Genomic DNA, 19947 nt, shown 5'->3' on the forward strand with positions numbered 1-19947 from the left:
GCCCTAGTGTAGTGCCACGGCGGGGGAGGGTAAATAATCCGTTATTTAGGAAATATTTCAGGGGTTATCTATTGATGCTGCTAATAAAAAAGGGTGCCGAAGCACCCTTTTAACGCTCTTACGTCTTACCAGACGTAAGTCAGCAGATTATGTGAGTCAGGCACCATAAAGTCGACCGACATCATTACGCTAAGCGAGGTGATAGCGACAATGGAGAAGACGAACAGCTTGCGCGCCCACACCTTGTCGTTCTCGGTTTTATAGCCTCGCAAGGCCATGCCGAGCCACCAGACGCTTACCGCCGCCGCCACCACCAGATATTTGTAGCCGGCGTAACCGCCAAGCGACAACATCAGCGTAGCGACAGCAAATGCGATGATATAAAGCGTGATATGGTTTTTGGCGACAGAGATGCCTTTCACGACCGGCAGTACCGGAATGTTCGCCGCCTGATAATCCTTAAAGCGGAAAATCGCGATGGCATACGAGTGAGGCATCTGCCACAGGCTAAAAATAGCCAGCAGAATGAGCGCGCCGCTGTCGAACTCATTCGTCACGGCGCAGTAGCCAATTACCGGCGGCGCAGCGCCGGAAAGCGAACCAATCAGCGTGCCGTAGACGGAGTGGCGTTTCATATACAGACTGTAAACGCCCACATAGACCACGAACCCCATCACCCCCAGCCAGCAGGCCAGGGGATTGGCGCCAAACCACAGCAGCATAAAGCCAGCAATACCCAGCAACGCGGCGTACACCAGCGAGACCTGCGGAGAGATCAGGCCTTTTACCAGCACCCGATTCTTGGTCCTTTCCATCTTGCGATCGATATCGCGATCGATGTAGTTGTTGAACACACAACCCGACGCCACTACCAGCGACACCCCAACCAGCGTGAAGAGGAAGAGGGGATAGTCAATGCTGCCTTTAGAGGCCAGCAAGAACCCCCCGATCACGGAGATCAGGTTGCCGAAAATGATGCCTGGTTTCGTTACTTGCAGGTATTGCTTAAACATACTCGCCGCTCTTAGTGAACCATCATGTTGTAGTTGAGGTTCCACATAATCCAGATTGAGCCTACCACCAGGATGGCGATAATCAGCACGGTAAAGACAAAGGCCACCAGGTTCCAGCGCTCTTCAGAAGAGGTGTTCATGTGCAGGAAGCACACCAGGTGAACCAGAATCTGTACCACCGCCGTCACCAGTACGGTACCCAGAATGGCCGCGTGAGACGCAGAGCCATTCATCACCATCCAGAACGGGATAACCGTCAGGATGATGGAAAGGATAAAGCCGGTCAGATAGGTTTTTACGCTGCCGTGGTGGGCGCCTGCGTGATCGGTAGAATGACTCATTACATCGCCCCCATCAGATAGACTACAGAGAATACGCAGATCCAGACCACGTCCAGGAAGTGCCAGAACAGGCTCAGGCACAGCAGACGGGTGCGGTTCATGCTGGACAGACCGCGACGGGAAATCTGGAACATCATCACCGCCATCCAGATAAGGCCAGAGGTCACGTGAACGCCGTGGGTGCCTACCAGGGTGAAGAACCCGGAGAGGAACGCGCTGCGATCGGGACCGAAGCCTTCGGCGATCAGATGATGGAACTCATAAATTTCCATCGCGACGAAGCCTGCGCCGAACAGGAAAGTCAGACCGAGCCAGGCCATAACCTGGCTGCGGTTGTCTTTGTTCATGGCGATAACCGCCATGCCATAAGTAATGGAGGAGAACAGCAGCAGGAAAGTTTCAACCAGCACAAACGGCAGTTCAAAAATATCTTTCCCGGTCGGGCCCCCCGCCGTGCCGTTCACAAGAACGGCATAGGTGGCGAACAGACATGCAAACAGAATGCAGTCGCTCATCAGGTAGATCCAGAAGCCAAAGACTTTATTGGCTCCCGCATCGTGGTGCCCTACATCGTGCGCATGGGCTCCGGAGTGTGCAAGAGAATCAGTTGACATTTTTCAGCCCTGCTTTGCTAATTTCATCAAAGTGCTGGTTTTCCAGTTTCTCAACGGTAGCGACCGGTACGTAGTAATCCACGTCCTCATCGAAGCTCTTCGCAATCCAGGTGATAACGATGCCTGCGAAGCCAACGATAGCCAGCCACCAGATATGCCAGATCATGGCGAAACCGAAGATGGTGCTGAACAAGCCGATGTAGATACCCGCAGCGCTGTTTTTCGGCATATGAATTTCTTCATAATGCGCTGGCTGCTTATACGCTTCGCCTTTGTTCTTCATTTCCCAGAACGCGTCGCGCTCCTGGATTTCCGGCACTACGGCAAAGTTATAGAACGGCGGCGGAGAAGAGGTTGCCCACTCCAGCGTACGGCCGCCCCACGGGTCACCGGTCAGGTCACGGTTCTTATTGCGATCGCGTACAGAGGTGTAAATCTGCATAACGATGCTGAAGATACCGCAGGCAATCAGCAGCGCGCCGATTTCAGCCACAATCATCAGCGGTTCGAACATCGGGTCGATGTCCTGGCTTACGCGACGGGTCATGCCCATGAAGCCCATGATGTACAGCGGCATAAAGGTAACGAAGAAGCCGATGATCCAGAACCAGAAGGCGCGTTTGCCCCAGGTTTCGTTCATGGTGTAGCCAAAGGCTTTCGGCCACCAGTAAGTCATACCTGCGAAGCAACCGAACACCACACCGCCGATAATCACGTTATGGAAGTGCGCAATCAGGAACAGACTGTTGTGCAGAACGAAGTCTGCGCCCGGAACGGCCAGCAGCACGCCGGTCATACCACCGATAGAGAAGGTGATAATAAAGCCGATGGTCCACAGCATAGCGGAGTGGAACTGAATACGGCCCTGATACATGGTAAACAGCCAGTTGAAGATCTTCACCCCGGTCGGGATGGCGATAATCATCGTGGTGATACCGAAGAAGGCGTTAACGTTCGCACCGCTGCCCATGGTAAAGAAGTGGTGCAGCCACACGATGAACGACAGCACGGTAATCGCGATAGTCGCCCAAACGAGTGAGGTGTAACCAAACAGACGCTTTCTGGAGAAGGTGGCGGTTACTTCAGAGAAGACACCGAACACCGGCAGAACCAGGATGTACACTTCCGGATGGCCCCAGGCCCAGATCAGGTTCACGTACATCATCATGTTGCCGCCCATATCATTGGTAAAGAAATGGGTGCCCAGATAGCGGTCCAGGGTTAGCAACGCAATGGTAACGGTCAGGATCGGGAAGGAGACGATAATCAGCACGTTGGTGCACAGCGCCGCCCAGGTAAATACCGGCATTTTAAACATTGTCATGCCCGGCGCACGCATGCGCAGGATGGTGACGAAGAAGTTAATACCGGTCAGCGTCGTACCGATACCAGAGAGCTGGAGGCTCCAGATCCAGTAGTCAACACCCACGCCCGGACTGTATTCAATGCCCGAAAGCGGCGGATAAGCCACCCAACCGGTCTGCGCGAACTCGCCCACACCCAGCGATACGTTCACCAGGATAACCCCGACAACAGTGAACCAGAAGCTCAGGTTGTTCAGGAAAGGGAAGGCCACGTCGCGAGCGCCGATTTGCAGCGGCACCACGAGGTTCATCAGACCGATAACAAACGGCATCGCCACGAAGAAGATCATGATAACGCCGTGGGCGGTAAAGATCTGGTCGTAGTGGTGCGGCGGCAAGAAGCCTTGTTCGCCAGCGGAAACCAGCAATTGCTGGGTACGCATCATAATGGCGTCGGCGAAGCCGCGCACCAGCATGACGATAGCGACGAGGATATACATAACCCCGAGGCGTTTGTGGTCCACGGAGGTGAGCCACTCGTTCCATAAATATGACCACTTACCGAAGTAAGTGATACCTGCAACCAGCGCCAGTCCCCCGACGATAATCGCAGCCACCGTAACCATGATAATCGGCTCATGGTACGGGATTGCATCCAGTGTAAGTTTTCCGAACATCGTAATATTCCTCGGCCCCTTAGTGAGAGGTTTCCGCTTTGCTCATGTCCATGCCTTCCATACCTTCATGGGACGCGTGTTCCCCTTCCGGCTGGGTCATGTCCATGCTTTTCCCGTGTCCCATGAATTTGTTAATAACATCTTTAAACAAACCCGGTTTGACGCTGGAGAAGTATTCAACCTTGTTGTATTCGCTCGGCGCGGCCAGTTTCTCGTAGGTCGCCATATCATTAATGGCGTTCGGAGACTGCTTCGCTTTCGCAACCCACTGGTTGAAGGTTTCGGTATCCGGCGTGGCGATGGCTTTAAACTTCATGCCGGAGAAGCCGCGACCGCTGTAGTTAGCGGAGATGCCGTTATAGGTGCCGGCTTCGTTAGCGATCAGGTGCAGCTGAGTCTGCATGCCCGCCATCGCGTAGATCTGGCTACCAAGGCGCGGAATAAAGAAGGAGTTCATCACCGAGTTAGAGGTGATTTTGAATTCCACCGGGGTGTTTGCCGGGAAGGCGATCTCATTCACCGTAGCGATACCTTGCTCCGGATAAATGAAGAACCATTTCCAGTCCAGTGCAACCACTTCAATGGTAACCGGCTTCGCTTCATGCGCCAGCGGACGGCTGGGCTCAAGCGAATGCGTGGTTTTCCACGTCAGTACTGCAAGGAAGATAATGATAAGGATAGGAATGGTCCAGACTACAGCTTCAACTTTGTTCGAGTGCGACCAGTTGGGGCTGTATTTAGCGTCCTTATTGGTTGCCCGATATTTCCAGGCAAAGCCAATCGCCATCACGATGGCCGGAATAACGACAATCAACATCAGCCCGAGGGCCGTCAGTATCAGCGAACGTTGCTCCAGTCCAACCTGTCCTTTTGGATTGAGAAGTGCAGCATCGCAACCACTGAGTAATACAGTGCCTGCGAATAATGACAACAATCCCAAAGTTTTATTGTATTTCCTGAGTCTCATTTAACGACCTCAATTCAGGGGGCTCTATTGTCGCTTAAAGTGTGGCGGCATTTTACGGGAAGGTTACATTACTGTAAACATGGTTGAAGTAGTGTCAGGCCCGCGTTAGCGGCTTCTGCCGCCTGTGTCACAGCTGTTTCAGCGCATTTCAAATTTATACAATGAATCGCCAACTGAGAAGGCTTATAACGAAAGAGGCTTTAGGAGGGAAAACCAGCCGGGTAAGGGCATAAAGGCGAAATTAAACACACAAATAATTAACAATTAATTATCAATAAAAGGACAAATTAAAAACCTAAAATTAATATTACCTGAGCTGAATCGATAAAGGTAATTTATTCATATTTTTTGGTTGAATAATTTTCGCCAATTTTAGTCGCACAAAAAAACAAAAATCGCGGTAAATAAATTGTTGCTTATTTCGCCGTCATAATTACGCTTCGTGATTGCCACGGCAAATAACATTTTTTTATGACTGCGTAATTCCGCCTTAAGCGAACCGTCAGGCTTCCTTACGCAGCGCGAAATAATCCAGCGCAGCGCCTGTCATCACGCCTGCTACGGCGAGCAGTGCGCCAGCTTCAAGCAACATTGCGCTCCAGGCGAAAGCGAACAGGCCCAGCGAATCGGCGATAAGCAACAGCAGCCATGCGCCCAACAGCAGCGCGCCTGCGCTCAGCAACCACAGGGCGAAGCGATAAGCCTGTCGAAAAGCGCTACGGGGTTGAAAACTGTCGGTTCGTTGGGTGTAATCCAGCGTGTTGCGACAAACCAGCAGCAATAAAATCCCTGGCACCGCCGCTACAACAGAGAAGAGGTAAAAGCTCGGCCAGCCGTGACTTTCCACAAACCAGCCAGCAATCGGCCCGACATAGACGCGGCCTACGGCAGAAAGGGCAGAAAGCAGAGCGAACTGGGTGGCGGAGAAGGATTTATTGCACAACGTCATCAACAGAGCGACAAACGCCGCAGTGCCCATGCCGCCGCAGAGGTTTTCAAAGAATACCGCCGCCGCCATGCTGATCATCTGTTTATCTGTAACAGAGAGCAGCCAGTAGCCGGCATTAGAAGCGCCCTGCAACACGCCAAAAATCAGTAGCGCGCGAAACAGAGAAAGGCGCTGCATTAATACACCGCCATAAAGCGCACCCACGATAGTCGCGAACAGACCAAGCGTTTTGTTCACCACGCCGACCTGGCCTGCATCAAACCCTACGCCGCGAATAAGAAAGGTGGTGGTCAGGCTCATGGCAAAGGCATCGCCAAGTTTATAAAGCACAATCAACAGCAGAATAAGCCAGGCATTGTTGCGACCGAAAAAATCACGTAGCGGCTCGACTACCGCCTGTTCAAGGCTGCGCGGAACGGGGGCCGCGTTGTGCGGTTCTGGCGCAAGGAGCGTTGCAATGATACAGGGAATGAGCAATGCAGCCATCAGCCAGTATGTCGCCTGCCACCCAAGCCAGCGATCGGCAAGCCAGAGCGCCAGCCCGCCGGACACCAGCATGGCGAGACGGTAGCCCAATACGCTTATGGCTGCGCCCGCGCCGCGTTCTTCAGCAGGTAAAACATCCGTTTTCCAGGCATCGAACACAATATCTTGCGACGCTGAACAAAACGCGATGATCACCGCCAGCGCCGCCATCCAGCGCAGTTGGCTTGCCGGCTCCAGAAAGCCCATCGCCGCGATAGCGACCAGCAACAGAAGCTGGGTCAGTAACAGCCAGCCCCGGCGACGCCCGAACAGCGGCGGCGTGTAGCGGTCCATAAGCGGCGACCAGAGAAATTTAAAAACATAGGCCTGCCCCACCAGCGAAAAAAAGCCGATGGTTTTCAGATCTATGTTTTCAACTGTCATCCAGGCTTGCAGAGTGCCGGAGGTCAGCGCAAGCGGCAAACCTGAGGCAAAGCCCAGCATAAGAAGGATGGCGGATTTAGGCTGCTGAAAAATACGAAGCGCGTGACTGGACATGGGCATTTAAAGACTGGCCCGGGATGCCGGGCCAGTGAAGGTAAGATTAACGGGCGTTCTGTTTAATGAACTCGTGAACGCTGGTGTCCTGCGCCATATCGGCAATAGTATCAGTCAGGACAGAGTTGACCGCGTCGGCAATGTTTTTATTGGACGCCTGCAACGCCCCTTCAACGGAGTAGCTTGCACGGTAGTTTTTCGTCATCTTGTTACCTGTCTTCGCCGTGGCGATGATAGAGATGTCGGCTTTCGTCGCGATGTTGTAACGCACATTGCCCTGAGAAACGTCGGCATACAGCTGATTAACGATGATCTGCAAATCCACCGCGCCGCTCGGCCCAATCATATAACCGCGGGCGCTCATCTGTTTCTCCAGCACTTCCTGTAACAGGAAACGCAGGTCGCGGGTTGCGGTCAGCGTAACGAGTTGGTTATCACGCGTTACTTTAGCCAACGCCTGATCGGGACGCTGATCGGCGCCGTTAATGCTGATGGTAACGCCCATCAGGCTTGGATCCTGCTGCGGCAGCGTGATTTTCGGCGAAACATCAATAGTGGTAGGCGGTGTAGCGCAACCAGCCAGCATAAAAAGGGCAACCAGCGGGAAAAAGAGTTTTTTTAACATGTTGTGGCTCTCGGAATACCTTGGGCTGTCAAGAATAAAATTCTCGCCATCATAACATCGCCATGCGCAAGGGGAAGAGGTAATGGATGTAAATTCATCGCGTTGGGCTTTTTCTGAGCAAGCAACCTGTTTTTTGCCAGAAAAACGCGTCGACGCAGCCGTTTAGCTTTACGCTATGAGGCATTCATCGAAATAATGGAATGAAAAGCTAAAATTTTGTTGCCTGCCGGTTATGGAAACGGCAAATGCGGCTAACCTTTACAGTGATGGCAGGCATCACAGCGTTGTCGAGGAGATCGTTATGATGGTACGCGAGCAAATAGAATCAAAATTAAGGGCAGCGTTTGATCCCGTATTTCTGGAAGTGGTGGATGAAAGCTATCGTCACAATGTTCCCGCTGGCTCCGAAAGCCACTTTAAAGTTGTGCTGGTCAGCGATCGCTTCACCGGCGAGCGTTTTTTAAACCGTCACCGTCTGATTTACGGCACGCTGAGCGAAGAGCTGGCCGGCTCTGTTCATGCTCTTGCGCTGCATACCTATACCATCAAAGAGTGGGAAGGATTGCAGGATACGGTTTTCGCCTCTCCGCCTTGTCGCGGCGCGGGCAGCATCGCCTGAACAGAGGAATTTGCAACCGCTACGCTTTTTCCAGTATGTTGCGCCATAGCTAAACGTATAAAACGGCCTGCGGGCCGTTTTATTTTGTCTGAATTTTGCGCACATTAACGCCTGTTCAGGCAAAAAACAGCCGGGAAGTGTGAAAAAAGCCGCAAAGCGGCACATTTGCTTTTCTCGACTACCCCCAGGGATGCCGCTATAATGCGCGTCTTATTTTTCGGAATGTCTTGGGATGATTCTGGCGACAGGGATTGTGATTCTGATTCAGAAGAGATCCCGGTTCTGCGAAGCGATGACCATCATAAGGGCTTCCAGAGTTGACCGAGCACTGTGATTTTTTGAGGTAACAAGATGCAAGTTTCAGTTGAAACCACTCAGGGCCTTGGGCGCCGTGTAACGATTACTATCCCTGCTGACAGCATCGAAAACGCTGTAAAAAGCGAGCTGGTCAACGTGGCGAAAAAAGTGCGTATCGATGGCTTCCGTAAGGGCAAGGTACCGATGAATGTCGTTGCTCAGCGTTATGGCGCCTCTGTTCGCCAGGACGTGCTGGGCGACCTGATGAGCCGTCACTTCGTTGACGCCATCATCAAAGAAAAAATCAATCCGGCTGGCGCGCCGAACTATGTTCCGGGCGAATATAAGCTGGGTGAAGATTTCACCTACGCGGTGGAGTTCGAAGTTTATCCGGAAGTAGAACTGCAAGGTCTGGAATCCATTGAAGTTGAGAAGCCGGTTGTAGAAGTGACCGAAGCTGACGTGGACACCATGCTTGATACCCTGCGCAAACAGCAGGCGACCTGGAAAGACAAAGACGGCGCAGCTGACGCTGAAGACCGTGTTACCATCGATTTCACCGGTTCTGTCGACGGCGAAGAGTTTGAAGGCGGCAAAGCCTCTGACTTCGTTCTGGCGATGGGCCAGGGTCGTATGATCCCGGGCTTTGAAGAAGGCATCAAAGGCCACAAAGCGGGCGAAGAATTCACCATCGACGTGACCTTCCCGGAAGAGTACCACGCAGAAAATCTGAAAGGTAAAGCAGCGAAGTTCGCTATCAACCTGAAGAAAGTGGAAGAGCGTGAGCTGCCGGAACTGACTGCCGATTTCATCAAGCGTTTCGGCGTGGAAGATGGCTCTGTTGACGGTCTGCGCGCGGAAGTGCGTAAAAACATGGAGCGCGAGCTGAAAGGCGCTGTGCGTAACCGCATCAAGTCTCAGGCTATCGACGGTCTGGTCAACGCTAACGCTATCGACGTGCCGGCTGCGCTGATCGACGGCGAAATCGACGTACTGCGTCGTCAGGCTGCACAGCGTTTCGGCGGCAACGAGAAGCAGGCGCTGGAACTGCCGCGCGAGCTGTTTGAAGAGCAGGCTAAACGCCGCGTTATCGTTGGTCTGCTGCTGGGCGAGGTTATCCGCACCCACGAGCTGAAAGCTGACGAAGCGCGCGTACAGTCTCTGATCGAAGAGATGGCTTCCGCTTACGAAGATCCGAGCGAAGTTGTTGAGTTCTACAGCAAAAACAAAGAGCTGATGGACAATATGCGCAACGTCGCGCTGGAAGAGCAGGCTGTCGAAGCGGTACTCGCTAAAGCGAAAGTCTCTGAAAAAGCGACCTCTTTCAACGAGCTGATGAACCAACAGGCATAAGCCCGTTTTCATCGACTCAGGAAGTGCTTTATCGGCCCGTCACCGGTGGTGGCGGGCTTTTTTATGCGACAACCGACATCAACAGGTCCAAATAGCGTCTTTGGGTGTTAGCGTAACAGCAAAAGATTGTTATGCTTGAAACAGGCCAAACTTATCCCCATTAAAGGGTTAGGCAGCGTAAAGACCCTGACTGATAATCCGTCCGTAAAGGTTGAGAGCCGCTTTGAGCATCGTTATCCTGAAAGCCGGTTCATGTAGGATCAGTACAGCAGGTTACTCAGAATTTTTATCCAGGAGACGGATATGTCATACAGTGGCGAACGAGATCAATTTGCACCCCATATGGCGCTGGTGCCGATGGTGGTTGAACAAACCTCACGCGGTGAGCGTTCTTACGATATCTACTCCCGTCTGCTTAAAGAACGTGTCATTTTTCTGACAGGCCAGGTCGAAGACCAGATGGCTAACCTGATTGTGGCGCAGATGCTGTTTCTGGAAGCGGAAAACCCGGAAAAAGACATCTATCTCTACATTAACTCGCCGGGCGGCGTCATTACCGCCGGGATGTCTATTTACGACACCATGCAATTTATTAAGCCGGACGTCAGCACCATTTGTATGGGCCAGGCGGCTTCGATGGGCGCCTTCCTGCTGACGGCGGGGGCTAAAGGTAAGCGCTTCTGCCTGCCCAACTCTCGTGTGATGATTCATCAGCCGCTCGGCGGTTATCAGGGACAGGCGACGGATATCGAAATCCACGCCCGTGAAATCCTGAAAGTGAAAGCACGCATGAATGAACTTATGGCGCAACATACGGGTCAATCTCTTGAGCAAATTGAAAGAGACACTGAGCGCGACCGCTTCCTCTCTGCTAATGAAGCGGTAGAGTATGGCCTGGTCGACTCCATTTTGACCCATCGTAACTAATGCCCGCCACAGGCCGCCGCTATACTATAGTTAGTGAGCGGCTGCCTTAGTCACCCTGGCGGCTGGCGCCTGTATGGGGCATTGCGTGGTCGCGTGCGGCACAAAGAACAGAAAAGAGGTTTTGACTCATGACAGATAAGCGCAAAGACGGTTCAGGCAAACTGTTGTACTGCTCTTTTTGCGGCAAGAGCCAGCATGAAGTGCGTAAGCTAATTGCCGGGCCGTCCGTGTATATCTGCGACGAGTGTGTCGATTTATGTAACGACATTATTCGCGAAGAGATTAAAGAAGTGGCTCCGCATCGCGAACGTAGCGCATTGCCTACGCCGCATGAGATCCGCAGCCATCTTGATGATTATGTAATTGGTCAGGAAAAAGCCAAAAAAGTGCTGGCGGTAGCGGTATATAACCACTACAAGCGTCTGCGTAACGGCGACAGCTCAAACGGCGTTGAGCTGGGCAAAAGCAACATTCTGCTGATTGGCCCGACCGGTAGCGGTAAAACGCTGCTTGCCGAAACGCTGGCCCGTCTGCTGGATGTGCCATTCACTATGGCGGACGCTACCACGCTGACTGAAGCGGGGTATGTGGGCGAGGATGTGGAAAACATCATCCAGAAGCTGCTGCAAAAATGCGATTACGATGTACAGAAAGCGCAGCGCGGCATCGTTTACATTGATGAGATTGATAAAATCTCCCGTAAATCCGACAACCCGTCTATCACTCGCGATGTTTCCGGCGAAGGCGTACAGCAGGCGCTGCTGAAACTGATCGAAGGCACCGTGGCGGCCGTACCGCCGCAGGGCGGGCGCAAGCATCCGCAACAGGAGTTTTTGCAGGTCGACACCTCCAAAATCCTCTTTATTTGCGGTGGCGCATTTGCCGGGCTGGATAAAGTTATCGCAAACCGTGTGGAAACTGGCTCCGGCATTGGTTTTGGCGCAACGGTAAAAGGTAAGTCGCAAAAGGCGACGGAAGGCGAGCTGCTTTCCCAGGTTGAACCGGAAGATCTCATCAAGTTCGGCTTAATCCCTGAGTTTATCGGTCGTCTGCCGGTTGTGGCGACGCTGAACGAACTGAGCGAAGAAGCGCTGATTCAGATTCTCAAAGAGCCGAAGAACGCCCTCACTAAACAGTACCAGGCGCTGTTCAACCTGGAAGGCGTTGAGCTTGAGTTCCGCGACGAAGCGCTTGAGGCTATCGCTAAGAAAGCGATGTCGCGTAAAACCGGCGCTCGCGGCCTGCGTTCTATCGTCGAAGGCGCGTTGCTGGATACGATGTACGACCTGCCCTCGATGGAAGAAGTCGAGAAAGTGGTTATCGACGAATCGGTCATTGCCGGCCAGTCTGAACCGCTGCTGATTTATGGCAAACCGGAAGCCCAGCAGGCATCCGGCGAATAAATAGCCTCTTTATACAATCCGTTAAACAATAAATGGGGGAAATAATCCCCCATTTATTTTTCCTGCCATCCTGACATTGAATGTCCGGGAAACATCCCCATATACTGACTTACTTGTTGGTGATGCCGTGAAATGCGTTCACGTGCACCCATCACCTGGCGGAAACTAAACTAAGAGAGAGCTCTATGAATCCTGAGCGTTCTGAACGCATTGAAATCCCCGTATTGCCGTTGCGCGATGTGGTGGTTTATCCGCACATGGTTATTCCTTTATTCGTGGGACGGGAAAAATCCATTCGTTGTCTTGAAGCGGCTATGGATAATGACAAAAAAGTCATGCTCGTAGCGCAGAAAGAAGCTTCAACGGATGAGCCGGGTGTGAACGATCTTTTCACTGTAGGTACAGTGGCCTCCATCCTCCAGATGCTGAAACTGCCGGATGGCACTGTGAAAGTGCTGGTGGAAGGTTTACAGCGCGCGCGTATTACTACCCTGTCGGATAACGGCGAACACTTTGCGGCGAAAGCCGAATACCTGAACTCGCCGGCTATCGACGAGCGCGAGCAGGAAGTGCTGGTTCGCACCGCAATCAGCCAGTTTGAAGGCTACATCAAACTCAACAAAAAGATCCCTCCGGAGGTGCTGACTTCACTGAACAGCATCGACGACCCGGCGCGCCTGGCGGATACCATCGCTGCCCACATGCCGCTTAAGCTTGCCGACAAACAGTCCGTGCTTGAAATGTCCGACGTCAACGAGCGTCTGGAATACCTCATGGCGATGATGGAGTCGGAAATCGATCTGTTGCAGGTTGAAAAGCGTATTCGCAACCGCGTTAAAAAGCAGATGGAAAAGAGCCAGCGCGAGTACTATCTGAATGAGCAAATGAAAGCCATTCAGAAAGAACTGGGCGAAATGGACGATGCGCCGGACGAGAACGAAGCGCTGAAGCGCAAAATCGACGCGGCGAAAATGCCGAAAGAGGCGAAAGAAAAAACGGAAGCGGAACTACAGAAGCTGAAAATGATGTCGCCGATGTCTGCGGAAGCAACCGTAGTGCGCGGCTATATCGACTGGATGGTTCAGGTTCCGTGGAACGCGCGCAGCAAAGTGAAAAAAGACCTGCGCCAGGCGCAGGAGATCCTGGATACCGACCATTACGGTCTTGGCCGCGTAAAAGACCGCATCCTGGAATATCTCGCTGTACAGAGTCGCGTGAATAAAATCAAAGGGCCGATTCTGTGCCTGGTAGGGCCGCCGGGGGTAGGTAAAACCTCGCTGGGCCAGTCCATTGCCAAGGCCACCGGGCGTAAATATGTCCGTATGGCGCTGGGCGGCGTACGTGATGAAGCGGAAATTCGCGGTCACCGCCGCACTTACATCGGCTCCATGCCGGGCAAACTTATCCAGAAGATGGCGAAAGTGGGCGTGAAAAACCCGCTGTTCCTGCTGGATGAGATTGACAAAATGTCGTCTGACATGCGCGGCGACCCGGCTTCTGCGCTGCTTGAGGTGCTTGATCCCGAACAGAACGTGGCCTTTAACGACCACTATCTGGAAGTGGATTACGATCTCAGCGATGTTATGTTCGTGGCGACTTCTAACTCTATGAACATTCCTGCGCCGCTGCTGGACCGTATGGAAGTCATTCGTCTCTCCGGTTATACCGAAGATGAAAAGCTGAATATTGCGAAACGCCATCTGCTGCCGAAGCAGATTGAGCGTAACGCTTTAAAAGCCAATGAGCTGACTGTTGAAGACAGCGCCATCATCGGCATCATCCGTTACTACACCCGCGAAGCGGGCGTGCGCAGCCTTGAGCGTGAAATCTCCAAGCTGTGCCGTAAAGCGGTGAAGCAGTTGCTGATGGAGCCGACGCTTAAGCACATCACCATTACTGGCGATAACCTGAAAGATTATCTGGGCGTTCAACGCTTCGACTATGGTCGCGCCGATAATGAAAACCGTGTGGGACAGGTGACTGGCCTTGCCTGGACGGAAGTGGGCGGCGATCTGCTGACGATTGAAACCGCTTGCGTGCCGGGTAAAGGCAAGCTGACCTATACCGGTTCGCTTGGCGAAGTGATGCAGGAATCTATTCAGGCGGCGCTGACCGTGGTGCGCGCGCGCGCGGAAAAACTCGGCATCAACGGGGATTTCTACGAAAAACGCGATATTCACGTTCATGTGCCGGAAGGCGCTACTCCGAAAGATGGCCCGAGTGCAGGTATCGCCATGTGTACTGCGCTGGTCTCCTGCCTGACCGGCAACCCGGTACGCGCTGATGTCGCTATGACAGGCGAGATCACGCTGCGCGGCCAGGTGCTGCCTATCGGCGGTCTGAAAGAAAAACTGCTGGCGGCGCATCGCGGCGGCATCAAAACCGTCCTGATCCCGTACGACAACAAGCGCGACCTGGAAGAGATCCCGGAAAACGTGATTGCCGATCTCGACATCCATCCGGTGAAACGCATCGAAGAGGTGCTGACGCTGGCGTTGCAGAACGAGCCATTCGGTATGCAGGTGGTCACCGCGAAATAGTGACCTGACGCAAAGACCCTTGATAAAAACAGGGCTGGCGAGTGATTTGTCACTTGCCAGCTTTTTTTTGTATAGCTAATTTAGATTGCTGACCAGGCGTGCCATCAATAACTGATGTTGTAAGGGCGATGCATGCCTGTTATAACTGCTGCGCGGTCGCGCCACGAAGGGATCTGGTGCGATATAAATAATAAAGAGAGGAAGAGAAGAGTGAATAAATCTCAACTGATAGACAAAATTGCCGCAAGCGCTGATATTTCTAAAGCCGCGGCTGGACGTGCGTTAGATGCTTTAATTGTTTCCGTTACTGAATCTCTGCAAGCTGGGGACGAAGTGGCTCTGGTAGGATTTGGTACTTTTGCTGTTCGTGAACGTGCTGCCCGCACCGGCCGCAACCCGCAAACAGGCAAAGAAATCACTATTGCTGCGGCTAAAGTGCCAGGCTTTCGCGCCGGTAAAGCACTCAAAGACGCGGTAAACTAAGAAACGCTTGCGGACAATCCGTAAGGTTTTCGAAAGTAAGGGCGCATCGTCAGATGTGCCTTTTTTATATGCCCGGAATTTTATGCGGCGCGTGGGCTGACAACCGCCCCGTTTTCTTGTCACAATACGTCTCAGGGCGCAGCGGCAGAGCCGTGTTCCGAAGGACGCGAGACGTTTCTGTGCAGAGTTTACGAGTCACACTACAGCGGAGTGTTGTTACACCATGATGGACAATTTACGCGCGGCGGCGAATCACGTCGTGCTCAAAATCATATTGGGACTAATTATCGTCTCGTTCATTCTGACGGGCGTGGGTAATTACCTGATTGGCGGTAACAATAATTATGCCGCAAAAGTTAACGGCCAGGAGATCAACCGGGCGCAGTTCGAAAACGCGGTCGCAGGCGAGCGCAACCGCATGCAGCAGCAGCTGGGCGATCAATTCTCTGCGCTGGCGGCGAATGAAAACTACATGAAAAACATGCGCCAGCAAGTACTCCAGCGCATGATCGATGAAACCCTCCTTGATCAGTATGCGAAAAAGCTGGGGCTTGGCATCAGCGATGAGCAGGTGAAGCAGGCCATCTTTAAGCAGCCCGCTTTCCAGAGCGACGGCAAATTCGACAACACGCGCTATAACGCTATCGTCAACCAGATGGGAATGACGGCGGATCAATACGCGCAGGCTCTGCGTAACCAGCTTACGACTCAACAGCTGATTAACGCTGTGGTCGGCACCGATTTTATGCTCAATGGCGAGACTGACGAGCTGGCGGCGCTGGTTTCCCAGCAGCGCCTGGTACGTGAAGCCACGATTGACGTCAACGCGCTGGCGGCGAAACAGCAGGTTTCCGATGCGGAAATCAACAACTACTACCAGCAGAACAAAGATCGCTTCGTGGCGCCGGAACAGTTCCGCGTAAGCTACATCAAGCTGGATGCTGCCGCTATGCCGGAGAACGCGAGCGAGGCGGATATTCAGTCTTATTACGACCAGCATCAGGATGAGTTCACTCAACCGCAGCGCAGCCGCTACAGCGTGATTCAGACCAAAACGGAAGCTGAAGCTAAAGCGGTGCTGGATGCGCTAAAGCAGGGCGGTGATTTCGCGACGCTGGCGAAAGAAAAGTCGGCTGACATCATCTCTGCCCGCAACGGCGGCGATATGGGCTGGCTTGAGCCTGCCACTACGCCGGAAGAACTGAAAAACGCCGGTCTCAAAGAAAAAGGCCAGCTTTCCGGCGTCATTAAATCTTCCGTTGGCTTCCTGGTGGTGCGTCTCGACGACGTGCAGCCAGCGCAGGTCAAACCGCTGGCGGAAGTGCATGATGCCATTGCCGATAAAGTGAAACATGAAAAAGCGCTGGACGCTTATTTCGCCCTGCAACAGAAAGTGAGCGAGGCGGCCAGCAATGATAATGAATCGCTGGCGGGCGCTGAGCAGGCGGCCGGTGTGAAAGCTGTGCAAACCGACTGGTTCGGTCGCGATAATCTGCCGCAGGCGCTGGATTTCAAACCGGTTGCAGATGCGATTTTCAGCGGCAACCTGGTTGGCGAGAACGGCACGCCGGGCAGTAACTCTGACATCATCACCGTGGAAGGCGATCGCGCTTTTGTACTGCGTATTACCGACCACAAAGCGGAAGCAACAAAGCCGCTGGATGAAGTACGCAACGAGGTTGTGAACGCGGTTAAGCATCAGAAAGCGGAGCAGCAAGCGAAAGCTGACGCAGAGAAACTGCTGAGCGCGCTGAAAGCAGGCAAAGGCGATGAGGCGCTGAAAGCGGCAGGGTTGAGCTTCGGCGAAGTGAAAACGTTAAGCCGTACCGGACAAGATCCGCTGAGCCAGACCGCCTTTACGCTGCCGCTGCCGGCGAAAGACAAGCCAGCCTACGGTATCGGCAACGATATGCAGGGCAATGTAGTTCTGCTTGCGCTGGACGAAGTGCGCAGCGGCACGCTGCCGGAAGAACAGAAAAAAGCGATGGTGCAGGGGATCACGCAGAATAACGCGCAGGTCGCTTTTGAAGCGCTGATGAGCAACCTGCGTAAAGACGCCAAAATTAAAATGGGCGATATCGTGACAGAGCAGCAGCAGTAACGAGACATCTCGCACATTTGTGCAATGGATTGCAACCAACAAAGGCCGCTTACGCGGCCTTTTCCATTTTTAAGGTTTGCTGTTTGTCTGTTTGTGACGCGCGCAATAAGGTGGCTTTGCTGTCAACAAACAAGGAGAAAACAGCATGAAACGTGGAATCAAAGCACTCTGTCTGGCATTGGCTGTAGCAAGTTGCGGCCTTAGCAGCACTTCGCTGGCGGCGCCTTCCGCAGGTAAAGCGCAAATGACGCAAGCCCGGCCCGACAGTGCTGATAACAAAGCCATGAAGTCCACTGCAAACGCAGCAGAAAGCGAAGAAACGACCGTCAGCATTAACACCGCCACAGTTGATGAACTGGCGAAAGCGATGAACGGCGTCGGGAAGAAAAAAGCGCAGGCTATTGTCAGCTACCGTGAAGAGCATGGTCCTTTCAAAGCGCTGGACGATCTCAAACAGGTGCCGGGCATGGGCGATTCACTGGTGGAGCGAAACCTGTCTAACCTCAAACTTTAACGACATCTGTTCTTGCAGAGTTAAAAACTTTTGCCAGACTAAAGAGGTCATACCAGTGGTGTGGCCTCTGTATCCATTAAAACAATGACAAGGGTTTTTGCGCTATGCAGACACAAATTAAAGTGCGGGGTTTTCACCTCGACGTTTATCAACACGTTAATAACGCCCGTTATCTGGAATTTCTTGAGGAAGCGCGTTGGGATGGGCTGGAGCATGAAGAGGGCTTCCAGTGGATGACGGCCAACAACATCGCTTTTGTGGTCGTGAATATTAATATCAACTATCGCCGTCCCGCTGTACTGGGCGATCGCCTGACCATAACCAGCGAAATGAAGCAGCTTAACGGCAAAAGCGGTGTTTTAAGCCAGGTTATAACGCTTGATCCGGAAGGACAGGAAGTCGCTGATGCGTTAATAACCTTTGTCTGCATCGATCTTAAAACGCAAAAAGCGTTGCCGATTGAAGGCGAACTGCGTGAAAAGCTTAACGCCATGATCGTCTGAAGTCACAAAGGCGTTTGTCATGACGGCAAACGCCTCCTGCCACTCTTCGTTTCTTCTCTCAGGATTTATCCACCCTTGCCGTGTCGCTGTTTTTCGCGAGTCGGGCTTATACTTTTTAATCAATATCCTGTGAAACAGAGCGGAGGTGTAATGCGGATCCACCATCTTAACTGCGGCTGTATGTGCCCACTTGGCGGCAAACTTTACGACGGGTTTAGTAAGGGGGCGCATGCGCATTTAATTTGCCACTGCCTGCTGATAGAAACAGACCAGCATGGCCTTGTGCTGGTTGATACCGGCTTTGGGCTGGAAGATATGGCGGAGCCGTCTCACCGTTTGCCGTGGTTTTTCCGGGCTATGAATAACATTCAGTACCGCAAAGAGCTGACGGCCGCTTATCAGCTTGCGGCGCTGGGCTTTACGCCAGGCGACGTCCGCCACATTGTTCTCACGCATCTCGATTTTGACCATGCGGGGGGCTTAAGTGATTTTCCCAATGCGCAAATCCACTTAATGGAAGCGGAAATCGATACCGCCAGCGACCGGCATGGCTGGCTGGCGCGGGAACGCTATCGCCCAGGCCAGTGGGGGGCGGTATCAGGCTGGCACGGCTATCAGGCAAAAGGAGAGGCGTGGTTCGGTTTCGATACGGTCAGAGACTTAAAAGGCCTGCCGCCGGAAATTTTGCTTATTCCACTGCCGGGACATACCCAGGGGCATGCAGGCGTAGCGATCGATACCCCGGATGGCTGGCTGCTGCACGGCGGTGATGCATGGTTTTTTCGCGAAGAGATGGCGCCCACGTATCGCTGTACCCCAGGGCTGCGCTTTTACCAGACCATGATGCAGACCGACAAAACGGCGCGTTTAAATAACCAGCGCCGTTTAAGAGCGCTGGCTGCGGATACTCATGCTGGCGTCACCTTGTTTTGCAGCCATGACGCCAAAGAGTTCGAGCGGTTGAAAGCGGACGAAGCGCGGTTAGCGTAACCCGGTTTTTTGCCTGAGGGCGGTCATCACAGCCGTTTTATCGTTCAGATAACGGTTCAGACCGTTGGCGCGCAGGTTGCAGGCGGCGCAGTCGCCGCAGCCTTCGCCCTTAATGCCGTTGTAACAAGTCAGCGTGTCATGGCGAACCAGCTCAAGCTTGCCCCAGTAGTCTGCCAGCGCCCAGGTCTCGGCTTTATCCAGCCACATCAGCGGCGTTTCAAAACGGACATCCCGCGCCATGCCAAGGCTTACCGCGTGGTTGAGCGCTTTAACGAATTCATCGCGACAGTCCGGGTAGCCGGAAAAGTCGGTCTCGCAAACGCCGGTAATAACCACCTGCGCCTGCACCTGATAAGCGTAAATGGCCGCCAGCGTCAGGAAAAGAATATTGCGGCCCGGAACAAAAGTGCTGGGAATACCGCTTGCTTGCGGGTCGTAATCCGGCACCGGGATACTGTCGCGGGTGAGGCTGCTTACCGCCAGTTCATTCAGCAGCGTGACATCCAGCACTTTGTGCGCCCGGGCGCCCAGCCTGACGGCCAGTTCGCGGGCGATATCAATTTCAGCACGGTGGCGCTGGCCGTAATCAAACGTCACGCAGTGCACTTCGTCATACTGCTGTAGCGCCTGAATCAGGCAGGTGGTGGAGTCTTGTCCTCCGCTGAAGACAACAACGGCACGTTTCATAGTCAACCCTGTGGTTC

General features: G+C 53.2%; 18 protein-coding genes. 10 read left to right on the forward strand and 8 right to left on the reverse strand.

What is annotated here, in order from left to right; all coding sequences use genetic code 11:
* Positions 1 to 125: 125 nt before the first annotated feature.
* The 7 genes from cyoE to DW56_RS15490 form a co-directional block, all read right to left on the reverse strand.
* Positions 126 to 1013, reverse strand: coding sequence for a heme o synthase (cyoE, locus tag DW56_RS15460; protein ID WP_024552981.1), 888 nt, complete (start codon positions 1011 to 1013; stop codon positions 126 to 128).
* An 11-nt stretch (positions 1014 to 1024) separates the two neighbouring features.
* Entirely contained in the window at positions 1025 to 1354 is a 330-nt protein-coding gene (locus tag DW56_RS15465; RefSeq protein ID WP_024552980.1) for a cytochrome o ubiquinol oxidase subunit IV, read from the reverse strand.
* Positions 1354 to 1968: a cytochrome o ubiquinol oxidase subunit III gene (locus tag DW56_RS15470; protein ID WP_024562044.1), complete on the reverse strand. Its 615-nt coding sequence runs from the start codon at positions 1966 to 1968 to the stop codon at positions 1354 to 1356. The genes DW56_RS15465 and DW56_RS15470 overlap by 1 nt, the downstream gene beginning before the upstream one ends.
* Positions 1958 to 3949 (reverse strand): cytochrome o ubiquinol oxidase subunit I, encoded by a 1992-nt coding sequence (gene cyoB / locus DW56_RS15475; RefSeq protein ID WP_024554050.1) that lies wholly within the window; start codon positions 3947 to 3949, stop codon positions 1958 to 1960. The genes DW56_RS15470 and cyoB overlap by 11 nt, the downstream gene beginning before the upstream one ends.
* A gap of 19 nt (positions 3950 to 3968) precedes the next feature.
* Positions 3969 to 4916: a cytochrome o ubiquinol oxidase subunit II gene (gene cyoA / locus DW56_RS15480; RefSeq protein WP_035890128.1), complete on the reverse strand. Its 948-nt coding sequence runs from the start codon at positions 4914 to 4916 to the stop codon at positions 3969 to 3971.
* 502 nt (positions 4917 to 5418) lie between these two features.
* Positions 5419 to 6888, reverse strand: coding sequence for a muropeptide MFS transporter AmpG (ampG, locus tag DW56_RS15485; RefSeq protein WP_024554052.1), 1470 nt, complete (start codon positions 6886 to 6888; stop codon positions 5419 to 5421).
* 46 nt (positions 6889 to 6934) lie between these two features.
* Positions 6935 to 7513 carry a lipoprotein gene (locus DW56_RS15490; protein WP_024554053.1) on the reverse strand — a complete coding sequence of 193 codons (579 nt, stop codon included), beginning with the start codon at positions 7511 to 7513 and terminating at the stop codon, positions 6935 to 6937.
* A gap of 301 nt (positions 7514 to 7814) precedes the next feature.
* Between DW56_RS15490 and bolA the strand changes: the two genes are divergently transcribed.
* From bolA to DW56_RS15540, 10 genes are all read left to right on the forward strand, one after another.
* The gene (gene bolA / locus DW56_RS15495) at positions 7815 to 8132 is read left to right on the forward strand and encodes a transcriptional regulator BolA (RefSeq protein ID WP_024554054.1); all 318 of its coding nucleotides are present in this window, start codon (positions 7815 to 7817) and stop codon (positions 8130 to 8132) included.
* Positions 8133 to 8483: 351 nt separating this feature from the next.
* Positions 8484 to 9782 carry a trigger factor gene (gene tig, locus DW56_RS15500; RefSeq protein WP_024554055.1) on the forward strand — a complete coding sequence of 433 codons (1299 nt, stop codon included), beginning with the start codon at positions 8484 to 8486 and terminating at the stop codon, positions 9780 to 9782.
* A 303-nt stretch (positions 9783 to 10085) separates the two neighbouring features.
* On the forward strand, positions 10086 to 10709 hold the full coding sequence (gene clpP / locus DW56_RS15505) for an ATP-dependent Clp endopeptidase proteolytic subunit ClpP (protein ID WP_024554056.1): 624 nt from the start codon (positions 10086 to 10088) through the stop codon (positions 10707 to 10709).
* 128 nt (positions 10710 to 10837) lie between these two features.
* Positions 10838 to 12112: an ATP-dependent protease ATP-binding subunit ClpX gene (gene clpX, locus DW56_RS15510; protein WP_024554057.1), complete on the forward strand. Its 1275-nt coding sequence runs from the start codon at positions 10838 to 10840 to the stop codon at positions 12110 to 12112.
* A gap of 185 nt (positions 12113 to 12297) precedes the next feature.
* Positions 12298 to 14652, forward strand: a complete 2355-nt coding sequence (lon, locus tag DW56_RS15515; RefSeq protein ID WP_024554058.1) for an endopeptidase La — start codon at positions 12298 to 12300, stop codon at positions 14650 to 14652.
* A gap of 210 nt (positions 14653 to 14862) precedes the next feature.
* On the forward strand, positions 14863 to 15135 hold the full coding sequence (gene hupB, locus DW56_RS15520; RefSeq protein ID WP_024554059.1) for a nucleoid-associated protein HU-beta: 273 nt from the start codon (positions 14863 to 14865) through the stop codon (positions 15133 to 15135).
* A 223-nt stretch (positions 15136 to 15358) separates the two neighbouring features.
* Entirely contained in the window at positions 15359 to 17236 is a 1878-nt protein-coding gene (gene ppiD, locus DW56_RS15525; protein ID WP_024554060.1) for a peptidylprolyl isomerase, read from the forward strand.
* 145 nt (positions 17237 to 17381) lie between these two features.
* Complete coding sequence (locus DW56_RS15530; RefSeq protein WP_024554061.1) at positions 17382 to 17750, forward strand: ComEA family DNA-binding protein; 369 nt, start codon at positions 17382 to 17384, stop codon at positions 17748 to 17750.
* Between the two features lie 104 nt (positions 17751 to 17854).
* A complete protein-coding gene (locus DW56_RS15535; protein ID WP_024554062.1) occupies positions 17855 to 18253 on the forward strand; it encodes a YbgC/FadM family acyl-CoA thioesterase in 399 nt (132 codons plus the stop codon).
* Positions 18254 to 18403: 150 nt separating this feature from the next.
* On the forward strand, positions 18404 to 19243 hold the full coding sequence (locus tag DW56_RS15540) for an MBL fold metallo-hydrolase (protein WP_024562045.1): 840 nt from the start codon (positions 18404 to 18406) through the stop codon (positions 19241 to 19243).
* Here the strand turns inward: DW56_RS15540 and queC are convergent.
* On the reverse strand, positions 19235 to 19930 hold the full coding sequence (gene queC / locus DW56_RS15545; RefSeq protein ID WP_024551991.1) for a 7-cyano-7-deazaguanine synthase QueC: 696 nt from the start codon (positions 19928 to 19930) through the stop codon (positions 19235 to 19237). The genes DW56_RS15540 and queC overlap by 9 nt on opposite strands.
* Positions 19931 to 19947 lie beyond the last annotated feature (17 nt).

Source organism: Franconibacter helveticus LMG 23732 (assembly GCF_000463115.2).
Lineage (GTDB): Bacteria > Pseudomonadota > Gammaproteobacteria > Enterobacterales > Enterobacteriaceae > Franconibacter > Franconibacter helveticus.